This window comes from Mesobacillus sp. S13, from assembly GCF_020422885.1.
Classification (GTDB): Bacteria; Bacillota; Bacilli; order Bacillales; family Cytobacillaceae; genus Mesobacillus; species Mesobacillus selenatarsenatis_A.
On record NZ_CP084622.1, the window covers coordinates 1,923,798 to 1,938,046 of the forward strand.

At 45.5% G+C, this 14,249-nt stretch carries 14 protein-coding genes; 13 read left to right on the forward strand and 1 reads right to left on the reverse strand.

The features are described from left to right. Positions 1-35: 35 nt before the first annotated feature. Positions 36-557, reverse strand: coding sequence for a gamma carbonic anhydrase family protein (locus LGO15_RS09600; RefSeq protein WP_226087417.1), 522 nt, complete (start codon positions 555-557; stop codon positions 36-38). Positions 558-631: 74 nt separating this feature from the next. Here LGO15_RS09600 and LGO15_RS09605 point away from each other — a divergent pair, with 74 nt between their 5' ends. The 13 genes from LGO15_RS09605 to LGO15_RS09665 all read left to right on the forward strand — a co-directional run bounded on the left by LGO15_RS09605 (position 632) and on the right by LGO15_RS09665 (position 14,235). Next, entirely contained in the window at positions 632-1,579 is a 948-nt protein-coding gene (locus LGO15_RS09605) for an NAD(P)H-dependent flavin oxidoreductase (RefSeq protein ID WP_226087418.1), read from the forward strand. Between the two features lie 452 nt (positions 1,580-2,031). Then, on the forward strand, positions 2,032-3,030 hold the full coding sequence (locus LGO15_RS09610; protein ID WP_226087419.1) for an ABC transporter substrate-binding protein: 999 nt from the start codon (positions 2,032-2,034) through the stop codon (positions 3,028-3,030). Positions 3,031-3,048: 18 nt separating this feature from the next. Beyond that, entirely contained in the window at positions 3,049-4,080 is a 1,032-nt protein-coding gene (locus LGO15_RS09615; protein ID WP_167832931.1) for an ABC transporter permease, read from the forward strand. Beyond that, positions 4,055-4,849 carry an ABC transporter ATP-binding protein gene (locus LGO15_RS09620; protein ID WP_167832932.1) on the forward strand — a complete coding sequence of 265 codons (795 nt, stop codon included), beginning with the start codon at positions 4,055-4,057 and terminating at the stop codon, positions 4,847-4,849. The genes LGO15_RS09615 and LGO15_RS09620 overlap by 26 nt, the downstream gene beginning before the upstream one ends. A gap of 405 nt (positions 4,850-5,254) precedes the next feature. Continuing rightward, positions 5,255-5,644 (forward strand): thioesterase family protein, encoded by a 390-nt coding sequence (locus tag LGO15_RS09625; RefSeq protein ID WP_167833067.1) that lies wholly within the window; start codon positions 5,255-5,257, stop codon positions 5,642-5,644. 60 nt (positions 5,645-5,704) lie between these two features. Further along, positions 5,705-6,811 carry a Leu/Phe/Val dehydrogenase gene (locus LGO15_RS09630; RefSeq protein WP_167832933.1) on the forward strand — a complete coding sequence of 369 codons (1,107 nt, stop codon included), beginning with the start codon at positions 5,705-5,707 and terminating at the stop codon, positions 6,809-6,811. A 33-nt stretch (positions 6,812-6,844) separates the two neighbouring features. Continuing rightward, positions 6,845-7,912 (forward strand): pyruvate dehydrogenase (acetyl-transferring) E1 component subunit alpha, encoded by a 1,068-nt coding sequence (gene pdhA, locus LGO15_RS09635; RefSeq protein ID WP_167832934.1) that lies wholly within the window; start codon positions 6,845-6,847, stop codon positions 7,910-7,912. Beyond that, the gene (locus tag LGO15_RS09640) at positions 7,912-8,907 is read left to right on the forward strand and encodes an alpha-ketoacid dehydrogenase subunit beta (protein WP_226087862.1); all 996 of its coding nucleotides are present in this window, start codon (positions 7,912-7,914) and stop codon (positions 8,905-8,907) included. Before pdhA ends, LGO15_RS09640 begins: the two co-directional genes overlap by 1 nt. Before the next feature lie 11 nt (positions 8,908-8,918). Then, a complete protein-coding gene (locus LGO15_RS09645) occupies positions 8,919-10,283 on the forward strand; it encodes a dihydrolipoamide acetyltransferase family protein (protein ID WP_167832935.1) in 1,365 nt (454 codons plus the stop codon). 128 nt (positions 10,284-10,411) lie between these two features. Beyond that, positions 10,412-11,527: a 4-hydroxyphenylpyruvate dioxygenase gene (hppD, locus tag LGO15_RS09650; protein WP_226087420.1), complete on the forward strand. Its 1,116-nt coding sequence runs from the start codon at positions 10,412-10,414 to the stop codon at positions 11,525-11,527. Positions 11,528-11,596: 69 nt separating this feature from the next. Next, positions 11,597-12,688: a histidinol-phosphate transaminase gene (gene hisC / locus LGO15_RS09655; RefSeq protein WP_226087421.1), complete on the forward strand. Its 1,092-nt coding sequence runs from the start codon at positions 11,597-11,599 to the stop codon at positions 12,686-12,688. 3 nt (positions 12,689-12,691) lie between these two features. Beyond that, positions 12,692-13,303 carry a flavin reductase family protein gene (locus LGO15_RS09660; RefSeq protein WP_226087422.1) on the forward strand — a complete coding sequence of 204 codons (612 nt, stop codon included), beginning with the start codon at positions 12,692-12,694 and terminating at the stop codon, positions 13,301-13,303. A gap of 8 nt (positions 13,304-13,311) precedes the next feature. Beyond that, complete coding sequence (locus LGO15_RS09665) at positions 13,312-14,235, forward strand: fumarylacetoacetate hydrolase family protein (protein ID WP_226087423.1); 924 nt, start codon at positions 13,312-13,314, stop codon at positions 14,233-14,235. The last annotated feature ends 14 nt before the right edge of the window (positions 14,236-14,249 follow it).

Genomic DNA, 14,249 nt, shown 5'->3' on the forward strand with positions numbered 1-14,249 from the left:
GAAAAAAGAGCCAGGCAAATGCCTGGCTCTTGTCTTCAAGTGATATCTTTTAAGCTTTCCCGGTATTCCTTACCCTTTTGCACATATGTATCAATCGATAATTGAATCAGCTCGAGATCTTTATCACCAATCTCCCTTACGACTTTTCCTGGTGCGCCGACAACGAGAGACCGAGGAGGGATTTTCTTTCCCGCAGGGATCAAAGTATTGGCGCCGATGATGCACTCTTCCCCGATTTCTGCTCCGTCAAGGATTGTTGAGCCCATGCCAATAATGCATCGTTTTTTAATTGTGCATCCATGAAGGATTGCATTGTGGCCGACCGTGACTTCATCTTCAATCACAAGTGGCGAGCCCTCATAAAGGTGGCATGTGACATTATCCTGGATGCTGCAGCTTTCGCCGATGGTGATCGTATCCTCATCACCCCGCAAAACCGCATTGAACCACACGCTGGAATTCTTGCCGATTTTCACGTCTCCAATAATAAAACTCCCCGGTGCCCGGAAAACTGTTTCATCCACAACCGGTTTTTTATCAGAATAACTTAGAATCAATGAAAATTCCCCCTTTTTTAATTGTCATAATTTTAGAACTAGTATAACATTAATTTAACGAAGGGGGAATTTTTGTGAATGGAATTACTTCTGTTCTGGGCGTAAAATATCCAATCATCCAGGGTGGAATGGGCAATATCAGCAACGCCATTTTAACAGCTGCTGTTTCCGAAGCTGGTGGTCTTGGTACAATTGGCGCCGGTACGATGCCTGCTGACGAAGTGGAGAAAATTATTCTGGAAACGAAATCGAGGACACAGAAGCCTTTTTCAGTGAATGTAGCAATAAGTGTTTCGCCGAATGTGGTGGAAATCCTTCGCCTCGCCGTCAAACATAAGGTTCAAGTTGTAACATTATCAGCAGGTAATCCTGCCCCTTTCATCCCTAAGCTAAAAGAGGCAGGAATCAAGATTATTACCGTTGTTGCATCAGTGAAGCAAGCCAAGAAAGCTGAAGCGGCTGGTGCTGATATTTTAGTTGCTGAGGGATATGAAGCGGCTGGTATAAACTCGAACCTGGAAACAACGACTCTGGCGCTGATTCCTCAGATTGTTGCTCAGGTGAACATACCTGTTGTTGCGGCCGGTGGAATTGGTGATGGGAAGGGCCTTGCAGCTATGCTTGCGCTTGGAGCGAGCGGCGTCCAGATGGGAACGAGGTTCATCGCGACAAAGGAAGCTCCTTTCCATGAAAACTATAAGGAAAAACTTTTGCAGGCAAGTGACCATGAAACCGTTATAGTCGGCAGATCTGTCGGCAGAATTCGCAGGCTAATGAATACTTCTTATGCAGGCAAATTGCTCGAGGCAGAAAGACAAGGTCTTACTCCGGAAGAATTCGCTGAACTGACGACGGAGGAACTACATAAAAAAGGTGCACTGGAAGGCAGCGAGGAACACGGCTTCATGAATGGAGGCCAGGTGTCAGGACTGGTTTCAGATGTCCCATCGGTACAAGAATTACTTGATCGAATGGTAATTGAAGCAAAGGACCGATTAAGGGTTGCAGAACTCTTACTATAATCTTTAAAAAGCGTGCTCAAACATGGAGCACGCTTTTTTATGTTTTTTGCAAATATTGTTTTTTAAAATGATGTCCCTAACTGGCACTATTAACTAGTCGAAAACAGAAAAGCCTTTAAAATGGGTGTTTATCAGTTACTTTCGTGCTTAAAAGCGAAAAAGTTATATTATTTTTAAAAAACATCTTGATAGTTTGCTAAAGTGATGGTTTAATTATTAAAAATCATAACATACTAAATTTTCGGAATTTTGTTGACTTTAAATTATTGCTGGTGTTAATATAACGTTATATTTACGGTGTCTATAGTGAATATCATACTTTTTGGAATCGCTTTCAAAAATTGTCAGCAAGATCTTAGCCTAACTTTTTTTAAAATGGTGCATTCCGGCTGCTTGCAAGATTAATTCTACATAGTTTTACTGCCGGTTAAAAATATTCAAGGGGGATTTATATGAAAAAATCAGTAAAAGCTATTTCTCTTGTTCTTGCCAGTGCCTTGTTCATGGCTGGCTGCGGAGGGAATGAAGCATCAAATGGTTCTTCAGACAAAGATCAGTACAAGATTGGCCTGACTCAATTCGCAGAGCATCCATCGCTTGATGCCGCAACTGAGGGGTTTAAAAAAGCACTTGAGGACAAAGGATTCAAAGAGGGTGACAATGTAACGTATGATTTCCAGAACGCACAGGCAGACATGAATAACACAGCAAGCATTGCTAATAATTTTGTCGGCGATAAAGTGGACCTCATCTTCGCTAATGCTACACCAAGCGCTGTTGCAGCATTGAATGCGACGAAAGATATTCCAATCATTTTCACTTCTGTGACGGACCCTGTTGGTGCAGGACTTGTCGAAGCATTCGATAAGCCTGGTGACAATATCACAGGAACTACCGACAACCATCCGGATGCAACTAAAAAGACGGTAGATTTCATGACGAATGAAATTGGAGCCAAGAAGATTGGTGTGATCTACAACGCTGGGGAGCAGAACTCTGAAGTCCAGCTGAAGGAAGTCAAGAAGCTTGCAGAAGCGAATGGAGCGAAGGTTGTTGAAGCCTCCATCTCAACTTCAGCTGAAGTTAAGCAGGCTGCAGAATCTCTTGTCGGACGCGTTGATGCCATCTATGTTCCTACGGATAATACAGTCGTATCTGCACTTGAATCTGTTATTTCTGTAGCTAATGGCAAAAAGATCCCATTATTCGTTGGTGAGCTTGATTCGATGAAGCGAGGAGCAGTTGCTGCCAGCGGTTTCAATTACTATGACATTGGTTACCAGTCAGGCTTGATGGCTGCTGAAATTTTATCAGGCAACAAGAAAGCTTCTGAGATCCCTGTTGAACTTCCGAAATCATTAACACTTACAATCAACAAAAAAGCCGCTGAGGAGCAAGGTGTTGAAGTCAAGGAAGCATGGGGAGACGACGCTGAGTTTTACGAAGAATAAGAGAAAGGATGATTCAACTTGTTTACTTCAATATTTGGAGCATTTGAGTCCGGCATTATCTATGCCATCATGGCTCTGGGTGTATACTTATCCTTTCGGGTACTTGATTTTCCGGATTTGACGGTTGATGGCAGCTTCGTAACTGGAGCTGCGGTCGCCGCCATCATGATTGTAAATGGAGCGAATCCATTTGCTGCTACGATGGTAGCAATGGTTGCAGGTTTCATTGCTGGATGCTTGACAGGCTTCATTCATACAGTCGGTAAGGTCAATGCGCTTCTGTCGGGAATCCTGATGATGATCGCCTTGTATTCTATCAATCTAAGAATCATGGGCAAATCAAATGTACCGCTGCTGAATACCGATACTGCCATGACAGCGGTAAGGGACTTTTTCGAAAAAACGGGAATTGACGGTTTCTTCAATGGAATCCTGACGGCAGTCGGACTTGGCGACAGTCTCCCGAGAACATGGGGAATCCTGCTGTTCATGATTGTCGTCACGCTGGCAATCAAATTCCTTACGGATGCTTTCCTTAAAACAGAACTTGGACTGGCAATCCGGGCAACTGGCGACAACAAAAGAATGATCCGCAGTTTTTCTTCTAATACGAACCTGATGATCATCCTAGGTCTTGGCCTTTCAAATGCGATGGTAGCTTTTTCTGGCGCATTGATCGCCCAGCAGGGTGGTTTTGCGGACGTTGGTATGGGGATCGGGATGATTATCATCGGTCTTGCGTCTGTCATCATCGGTGAGGCTTTGTTCGGTACAAAATCGATTGCTAGAACAACGCTCGCTGTTATTGGCGGAGCGATCATCTATCGAATCGTAGTCACACTAGCCCTAAGGGTGGAGTTCCTTGAGCCAGGCGACATGAAGCTGATCACGGCTATTATCGTCATAATGGCACTGACTGCACCGAAAATGATAGATAGCTACAAAGAGAAAAAACGGAAGGTGAAAAGACAGCTTGAGCACATGAAGATGTCAGCTGTTCCTTCTGAAGGAAAGGGTGAAGCTGGTGCTGCACTTAAATCAGATTCATAGAGTCTTCAATGAGGGTACTCCCGATGAGAAAATCGCCCTGGATAATATAAATCTCACCTTGGAAAAAGGAGACTTCGTCACTGTCATCGGGAGTAACGGGGCCGGAAAGTCAACGTTAATGAACGTCATTTCCGGTGTCATGATACCAGACCATGGACAGGTAGAACTGGATAGTAAGGATGTAACATACATGAGCGAATATAACCGCTCGAAATTGATTGGCCGAGTATTCCAGGATCCGATGGCTGGCACTGCTCCAAGCATGACAATTGAAGAAAACCTGGCGATTGCCTATTCAAGGAACAAGCGTCGCTCTCTGCGCCGAGGCGTCACGAAAAAACGCCGTGAACTTTTCCAGGAGGTACTTGAATCATTGCACCTGGGACTTGAAAATCGCTTGAATGCGAAGGTTGGCCTGTTATCAGGAGGAGAACGCCAGGCCTTATCCCTGCTGATGGCAACATTCACTGAGCCGTCCATTCTTTTACTGGATGAGCATACCGCGGCACTTGATCCTGCTCGTGCCGAGTTAATCACCAATCTAACAAAAGAAATCGTCGATAAATACCATCTCACTACACTGATGGTTACGCACAACATGCAGCAGGCACTCGATCTCGGCAACAGGCTGATTATGATGGACAAAGGCCAGATCATCCTCGAGGTGAACGAAGAACAAAAAGCAAAGCTGACAATCGAAGACTTGCTCAATGAGTTCCAGCGGATCCGTGGTACAAAACTGGCAAGCGACCGCGCATTGTTAGGATAGAAAAAATGCCAGGAATATAAAAATTTGCACATTTGAAAAAGTCGAAGTGATTCCATTATTTTGGAATTATTCCGGCTTTTTTTATTGTTATATCTTTAACAGCACCAGGTTGATTGGAACGGAAGGTGCGTAGACTCCTGCGGGATCAGCGGGACAGGTGAGACCCCGCAGGCGCTTTAGCGCTGAGGAGGCTCACCGCACGCCCCGCGGAAAGCGAAGCAACCTGGAGTGGAAATCAACCGTCCCAAATTCTAATCATAACTTTTGGAGTCAAATATTATACCAATATTATTTTTAAGAAAATACCAAAATTTCTTACAATTTATTGACCGTTTATTTAACGAAATGTTATGATAGCGTTAAATAAACGTTATACATATTTGCAACTTGGAAAGGTGGGATATGATGCGAGATGGTTTGATCGCTGGGCATACGGCTTCCATCGATGTCATTGTTACACCAGATATGTTTGCCCGCTTTGAGGGAAAAGTCGTCCACCCGGTATACTCCACTGTTTCGATGGTGTATCACATGGAGTGGGTATCGAGGCAGATTATTATTCCCTTTTTAGAGGATCATGAAGAAGGTATGGGCGGCGCTGTGACAGTAAAACACATCGCTCCATGTATCGAGGGTGCTGAGGTGACTGTAACCGCAACCGTTACGGGACTAGAGGGAAATACAATCCTTACCGACGTAAAGGCTGAAAGCAAAGGCCGTTTGATCGGACTGGGAAAAGTCAAGCAAGTTGTCCTTCCTAAAGAGAAGATAAAGGAATTACTTACAGGCAGCTAAAATTTTTGCGCAAAAATGAAAGCGCTAACATGGTTTAACGGAATAAAGGGGGAAAGAACAATGGATATGTTCGAACAAATTCGTGAACACGAGCAGGTAGTATTTTGTAATGATGAAGCAACGGGACTTAAGGCGATTATTGCAATCCATAGCACACGGTTGGGGCCGGCTTTGGGCGGATGCCGTATGTACCCTTATAAATCAGTTGATGATGCACTTGAAGATGTACTGCGGCTTTCTAAAGGCATGACGTACAAATGTGCTGCGGCTGACGTCGACTTCGGTGGAGGGAAGGCTGTTATCATTGGCGATCCTACTAAGGATAAGAGCCCGGAATTATTCAGGGCATTTGGCCAGTTTGTAGAGTCGATCCAGGGCCGTTTTTATACGGGAACAGATATGGGGACAGATCCGGAAGACTTTGTCCATGCACTAAAAGAAACGAATTGTATCGTTGGTGTCGATGAAGTTTATGGCGGCAGCGGTGATTCTTCAGTACCAACGGCTCAAGGCGTCATCTTTGGTTTGCAGGCAACGAGCAAGGCGCTTTGGGATACAGATGATTTATCAGGGAAATCCTATGCAATCCAGGGGCTGGGCAAGGTTGGCTACAAGGTAGCAGAGTACCTGCTGGAAAATGGGGCAGACCTGTATGTAACAGATATCAACCAGAAAGCGATCGACCAAATTGTCCAGAAAGCGAAGGATATGGGAGCGGGCATCAAGGTTGTAAACAGTGACGAAATCTATTCCCAGCCTGCAGACGTTTTCATTCCATGCGCAATGGGAGGAATCATTAACGATGAGACGATTCCACAGCTTCAGGTCAAAGCGGTGGTTGGGTCAGCGAATAATCAGCTCAAAGAAGAAAGACACGGTCACATCCTTCAGGAGAAAGGGATTCTTTATGCGCCTGATTATATTGTCAACGCTGGCGGGTTGATCCAGGTGGCGGATGAGCTATATTCACCTAACAAGGAACGAGTCTTAAAGAAGACGAAGGCTATCTATAATTCTCTTTTAAATATTTACAGGCAGGCAGAGGGTGAAGGAATCACCACTGTAGAAGCGGCGAATAAATTCTGTGAAAACCGCATCGAAGCCAGAACAAGACGCAATAGCTTCTTCTCTCATATGAAGCGTCCTAAATGGGCAGTAAGGATGTAATAGATTCATAGACTTTAAAAAAAGGGTGAGCCGATGGAAAAGGATTTTCCGATTTTTCAAGTGATGGACCAAAACGGAAACATTGTGTCTGAGGAATATAAGGAATTGGTGACCGAGGAACGAGTGAAAAAGTTTTATTCTGAAATGGTAAGGATCCGGACGCTGGACAGGAAATCAATCAGTCTCCAGCGGCAGGGCAGAATCGGAACATATGCGCCATTTGAAGGGCAGGAAGCATCCCAGGTAGGAACGGCTCTCGCGCTTGACAGTGAAGACTGGATGTTTCCGACCTACCGTGATCATGGAGCGGCTACAGTGTTCGGCCACTCGCTGAGGAATATTTTATTGTTCTGGAACGGACGGAACGAGGGCTGTGTGCCGCCGGATGGAAAAAAAATCTTCCCGCCAGCTATACCAATCGCCACACAAATTCCGCACGCTGCGGGTGCTGCTTTTGCAGAAAAACAAAAAGGCACAAAGAATGCGGCGATTTGTTATTTCGGCGATGGTGCGACATCAGAAGGGGACTTTCATGAAGGCTTGAATTTTGCCAGCGTCTTCAAATCTCCGGTCGTCTATTTTTGCCAGAATAATCAATACGCGATATCCGTCCCAATCAGCAAACAAATGAATTCCGCAACGATCGCACAAAAAGCTCTTGCATATGATATTCCGGGCGTTAGAGTGGATGGAAACGATGTTTTTGCCGTTTTTGCTGAAACAGAAAAGGCTTTAGAGCGTGCACGCAATGGCGATGGGCCAACACTTATTGAAGCAATGACGTGGCGGTATGGATCCCATACAACCGCTGATGATGCCACAAAATATCGTGACCAGGGAGAAAGTGCTCTTAAGCGAATGGAAACCGATCCATTGCTAAGACTGGAACGCTGGCTGAAAAATGAAGGGCTTTTCGATGAAGCATGGGTGAAGGAAGTAGAAGAGCAGGCAGCTGCAGAAATTGACGCAGCTGTACAGGAAATGGAAAAGTTCCCTAAAGCTGACCCTGCCGTGATCTTTGATTATGTTTTTGAAAAGCCTACGTGGACAATTGAGAAGCAAAAACGGGAATACCTTGAGCTGATCGGAGGTGAAGCATGATGGAAATAGCGCTTCAGACTAAGACTTTGACCCTGGTCCAGGCGATCACAGATGGACTTGATACGATGCTTGGTGAAAGCAAGGAGGTCATCCTTCTTGGCGAAGATATCGGAAAAAACGGCGGGGTTTTCCGGGCAACCGATGGCTTGCAGGAAAAGTATGGAGAGGACCGCGTCATAGACACTCCTTTAAGTGAAGCTGGTTTTGTTGGTGCAGCGATCGGCATGGCAGTGAATGGGTTCAGGCCAGTTGTGGAAATCCAGTTCCTTGGCTTCATCTATCCTGCCTATGAACAAATCATGACCCATGCTTCAAGACTTCGAATGAGAACAATGGGTCACTTCACTGTGCCGATGGTCATTCGTGCTCCATATGGCGCTGGTGTTCGTGCACCTGAAATTCATTGTGACAGCACGGAATCGCTTTTTACCCATATGCCAGGCATGAAAGTGGTCTGTCCATCCAATGCCTACGATGCAAAAGGGCTCATGATTGCTGCCATCGAAGATCCCGATCCTGTTCTTTTCCTAGAACCAATGAGAAGCTACCGTTCCTCTCGTAATGAGGTACCTGAAGGGAAGTACGTAGTTGAAATAGGCAAAGGAAAGAAATTGACTGAAGGGGAAGATGTGACGGTCATCTCCTGGGGAGCCATGGTTCCGGTTGCAATGAAGGCTGCAGAAGAGATGAATCAGAAGGGAATCAATTGTGAGGTCATTGATTTAAGAACACTCTATCCGATTGACAAGGACCTTGTCATAGAGTCAGTCCAGAAAACCGGGCGGACGGTAATAGTTCATGAAGCCCATGCGACAGGAGGCACTGGCAGTGATTTGATTTCATTGATCAATGATGAAGCATTCCTTTACCAAAAGGCTCCTGCAGAAAGAGTGACAGGCTATGATACGCCTGTGCCGTATTTTGGGTTTGAAGATCATTATCTGCCGACGCCGAAAAGAGTCGCAGCTGCAATAGAGAAAGTAATGAAGTTTTAGGAGGCGTGCCGATGGTTGAAGTAAAGCTCCACGATATTGGGGAAGGCATGACCGAAGCGGACATCAATTGTTACCTGGTGAAGCCGGGGGATTTCGTCAAGGCAGATGATCCTTTGGTGGAGGTCCAGACAGACAAGATGACCGCAGAGATTCCTGCTCCCCGCTCAGGTGTAATTAAAGAATTGCTGTTATCACCGGGGCAAACGGTACAGGTAGGGACTACCCTGCTGATCATGGAAGACCGTTCCGGTGGAGATCATTCAGCAGAGTTCCAGAAGGTAAATGACATAATAAAGAAAGAATCCCAGCCTGCGGAAGCTGCAATTGCTGTATTGGACAGACCCGCTCAAGTAAAGGTTCCTGTAGGTGTGAGTGCGAGATTGGGGCAGATTCTTGCATCTCCTTATACAAGGAAAGTTGCACGCGAAAATGGCGTCAATATTATGGAGATTAAAGGAACCGGTCCAGCAGGCCGAATCACCGAAGAGGATGTATTGGCCTTTGTTAAATTAAGAGAGGCTGGGGTTGCGAACACTTCGGAACCAGGCTCCGAGCAGCAGGTTCCGAACGTTTCGAAAGCAGGTTCTGAGAATCTGGTTCCGAAGGTTTCGGAAGCAAGTTCCGAACTGCAGGCTCCGAATGTTTCAGAATCTGGTTCCGAAGAACAGCATACTGTCGTTCACAAGGATACAATGCCATTCCGCGGCCGCCGCAAACAGATTGCGAAAAAGATGGTCCAATCCATGTACACCATCCCTCACTGCACCCATTTTGAGGAGATTGATGTTAGCGAGTTGATCGCTTTAAGGGGAGAAATCAAGGAAGCCGGAAACTCAATTTCTGCGACCGCTTTCTTCATTAAAGCTCTTTCGATTGGGTTAAAAGAATTCCCTGTGTTTAATGCAAAGCTCGATGAAGAAAATGAAAGCATCCAGCTGCTGCGTGAGCATCATGTCGGGATTGCTGTGGACACTCCGGATGGATTGATTGTACCGGTTATCCGCAATGTGGAGAAAAAGAACTTGAAGCAAATCCATAATGAAATGAAGCGTCTGACAAAGCTTGCACTTGATGACAAGCTAACGGTCAAGGATATATCGGGCGGTACCTTCACAATAAGCAATGTCGGTCCGCTGGGCGGCAGCATTGGTGCCACACCGATCATCCAGCATCCGCAGACAGCGCTCGTTTCATTCCATAAGACAAAGAAGCGGCCAGTTGTCACGGATCAAGATGAAATTGCAATCAGGTCAATTATGAATCTATCAATGGCATTTGACCATAGAGTCGCAGACGGTGCAACAGCTGTGGCTTTCACCAACCGTTTCGCACAGCTGATTGAAAACCCAAAATTGATGCTGCTGGAATTGATGTAACAGATAATATGAAAGGCCTCTTTAGTGCTCAAAAGCATTATAGCTTTACATCGTGCTCTTGAGAGTGCAAGGACAATTACTATAAAATTATTTTAAATATTATAAATATTCTTTCGGGAGGTTTTACAATGCAAGAAAAAGTGATGGTATCTGGCCAAAGTACAGAGGACTTTTTTCCGGTCCAGGATGTTGATTATTTAGAGCTATACGTAGGGAATGCCAAGCAGGCAGCTCACTTTTTCCAGACGGCTTTCGGTTTTAAGGTAGTTGCATATTCCGGACTTGAGACAGGCAACCGCGAAACAGCGTCCTTTGTACTTCAACAGCGTAAAATCCGCCTGGTTGTAACTGGAACATACAATGACTCTTCACGCGTTGCTCAGTTTGTAAAGACTCATGGAGATGGCGTCAAGGATATCGCGCTTGCAGTTGATGATGTCGATAAGGCGTATGAGGGAGCGGTTAAGCGAGGAGCAATCGAGATCCAGCTGCCGCATGAGGTTTCTGATGAGCACGGTACGTTAAAAAAGGCAGTCATCGGTACATATGGTGACACGATCCATACTTTAGTTGAAAGAAAAGATTATAAAGGTATTTTCATGCCTGGTTATGTTGAGCATGAATCGGCTGTTCCTGTGAATGACGCAGGGTTCATCGGCATCGACCACGTTGTTGGCAATGTTGAGAGAATGGAAGAATGGGTTAACTATTATGCGAATGTCATGGGCTTCAAGGAGATGAAGCACTTTACAGATAAGGACATCGTGACAGAGTATTCAGCGCTGATGTCCAAGGTTATGCACAATGGCGGCCGCATCAAATTCCCGATCAATGAGCCTGCAGAAGGAAAGCGCAAATCGCAAATCCAGGAATACCTTGAGTTCTACAACGGACCTGGTGTCCAGCATCTTGCGATTTTGACAGAAGACATCGTCAGCACTGTAGCACAATTGCGTAAAAATGGTGTGGAATTCTTGAACACTCCTGATTCTTACTACGAAATGCTATCTGAGCGCGTCGGAGAAATTGATGAAGAAATCGATAAACTTAAAGAGCTTAGTATATTAGTAGACCGTGATGACGAAGGCTATTTGCTGCAGATCTTCACAAAACCGATCGTCGACCGTCCGACGCTGTTCATTGAGATCATCCAGCGTAAAGGTGCTAGAGGCTTCGGTGAAGGAAACTTCAAAGCGCTATTCGAATCAATCGAGCGTGAACAGGAAAGACGCGGCAACCTTTAATAGCCGGGAGAGAAGGGGGCGGTTCGCTCCCTTTTCGTTATAAGTGCGACTGATTATGGGGGGATCATCTTGAATGTAAAAGCAAGAGCAGAACTGGAAGGCATCACGCCATATGCCCTCGGCCGAAGCATCGAGGAAATCAAGGAACAGTATGGAATCAAGACAGTAAGGAAGCTTTCGGATAATGAAAATGTGTATGGCACCTCGCCAAAGGTCCAGAAAGCAATCATGCAGGCATCTGCTAACCTGGCATTATATCCGGACGGAATGACATCAGGAATTATAGAGAAACTGTCCGTACATTATCAATTGGATCAAAAGCATTTACTTGTTTCCAATGGTTCGGAGGAAATCATCCGCCTGCTGACAAGAGCGTATATTGATAAAAATGACGATGCTGTGATGGCTGAGGTCACTTTCCCGAGATATAAAACGAATGTGATGATCGAGGGCGGCAGAGCTGTAACTATACCGATGATTGACGGCAGGCATGACCTCAAAAAAATGCTGGAAGCAATCAGCGAAAAAACGAAGATGGTTTTTGTCTGCAATCCGAATAATCCAACCGGGACGATTGTGGCGAAGCAGGAACTGCTTGAGTTTTTCGGCAATGTACCTTCAAATGTACTGATTATCATGGACGAAGCTTATTTTGAATATGCTGATTCCGAGGAATATCTGGATACGATGCCATTGCTTAAGCAATATGAAAATCTTGTGATCCTAAGGACTTTTTCGAAAATCTACGGCCTTGCCAGTTTGCGTGTTGGCTATGGCATCATGCATGAAGACGTTGCGAAAGAGCTTCACAAAGTCAGGGATGTATTCAATGTCAACCAGCTGGCACAGGCGGCAGCGATGGCAGCGCTTGAGGATCAGTCATTCGTCCAGGACTGTTCAGCTAAAAATAGCGCAGAAAGAGACTTCCTGAAAGGTAAGTTCAAAGAGTTGGAGATTGATAGTTTCCCATCGCAATCCAACTTCTTGTTTGCCTTCACGAATAGGCCGATTATCCAGACGCTGACGGAAAATGGCGTCCTCGTCAGACAGATGCAGCTTTCGGGATACAAGGAAGCATTCAGAATCACCCTCGGCAGCCGTGAAGACCATGAGTTCATCCTCCGGATCGTCAGCCAGCTTTTTCATGAAAGGGCGGTGTAAGCCTTGGAAATAAAAACAGATCAACTTGAATGGAGAGACGCATACAAGCTATTACAAGGCTCTGTCCTGCCACGGCCCATTGCCTTTGTTTCCAGCCACGATGAAAACGGGAACGCCAATCTGGCTCCATTCAGTTTTTTTACTGTCATCAGCGCGAATCCGATGATGGTCTGCTTTTCGCCGATGAGAAGAGGGACTGATGGAGCGAAAAAGGATACTTTGCAAAATATTGAAGCCACAAAGGAGTTCGTCATTAATATTGTCAGCGAGGAATTCGTTCAGCAGATGAATGACTGTGCGACTGAATTTCCTTCAGATGTCGATGAATTCGAGGCATCTGGACTGACCAAGGCTGACAGTATGGCAGTAAAACCATCGCGGGTAAAAGAATCGAAGGTACAATTAGAATGCTTGTTGGATCAGGTCCTCCACTTTGGTGGCGAAGAAGCCGGAGCTGGCAGTCTGGTCATCGGGAAGGTCGTCCATGTACATGTCGAAGATGAACTGTATGAAAACGGACGAATCAATTCGGAAAAATTGAATCCGGTGGGAAGGCTGGCAGGCGCCACATACACTCAGCCGCTGGCAAAAACCTTTGAGCTTCAAAGAAAATAGGTGATTTCATGAAATTCATAACTTTTACGAAAAAAGACGGAACCGTAAGTGCTGGCTGGATCAATTCACGCAATGAAGTTGTCGATATGAATGAAGTATCAAACGGGATGTTGCCTGATAATATACTGGCATTCATCGAAAACCACGAGCAATTTATGGAATACATCGAAAAAAATAAGGGACTGATTGAGACAGGCAATGGTTCTTATCTTCTGGAAGATGTAACCTTGAACGCGCCGCTGCCTAATCCGAAGAGCGTCCGCGATTTTTATGCATTCGAGCAGCATGTGAAAACAGCCAGGGAGAACCGAGGCCTTGAAATGATTCCTGAATGGTATGAAATCCCGGTGTTTTATTTCACCAACCATCTTGCCGTCAAAGGCCCTGAGGAAGAAATCAGGCGGCCGCAGAACTGTGAATGGATGGACTATGAACTTGAAATTGCTTGTGTTATCGGCAAGGAAGGACGGAATATCAAGGCTGAGGATGCTGAACAGCATATTTTTGGCTTTTTTATCATGAATGACTGGAGTGCCCGCGATTTGCAGCGGAAGGAAATGAAGGTCGGACTTGGGCCGGCGAAGGGCAAGGATTTTGCGACATCATTCGGTCCCTGCCTGGTAACGAAGGATGAATTGATGCCCCGCAAAGCGGCGAAAGGCTTCAATTTGCAAATGACAGCAAGAGTGAACGGAAAAGAGCTTTCAAACGGCAATGTGAAGGACCTTTATTATTCCTTCGGAGAAATGATTGAGCGCGCTTCCGAGGGTACGACACTGTATCCTGGTGAGGTAATCGGTTCAGGCACAGTGGGAACAGGATGTATCCTCGAATTGGGAACGGATATTCATCGCTGGCTCGAGCCCGGCGATGAAGTAGAACTTGAGATTGAAGGACTTGGTGTCCTGAGAAATAAAATTATTCAAGATTAGAAAGAAGGTGTTTA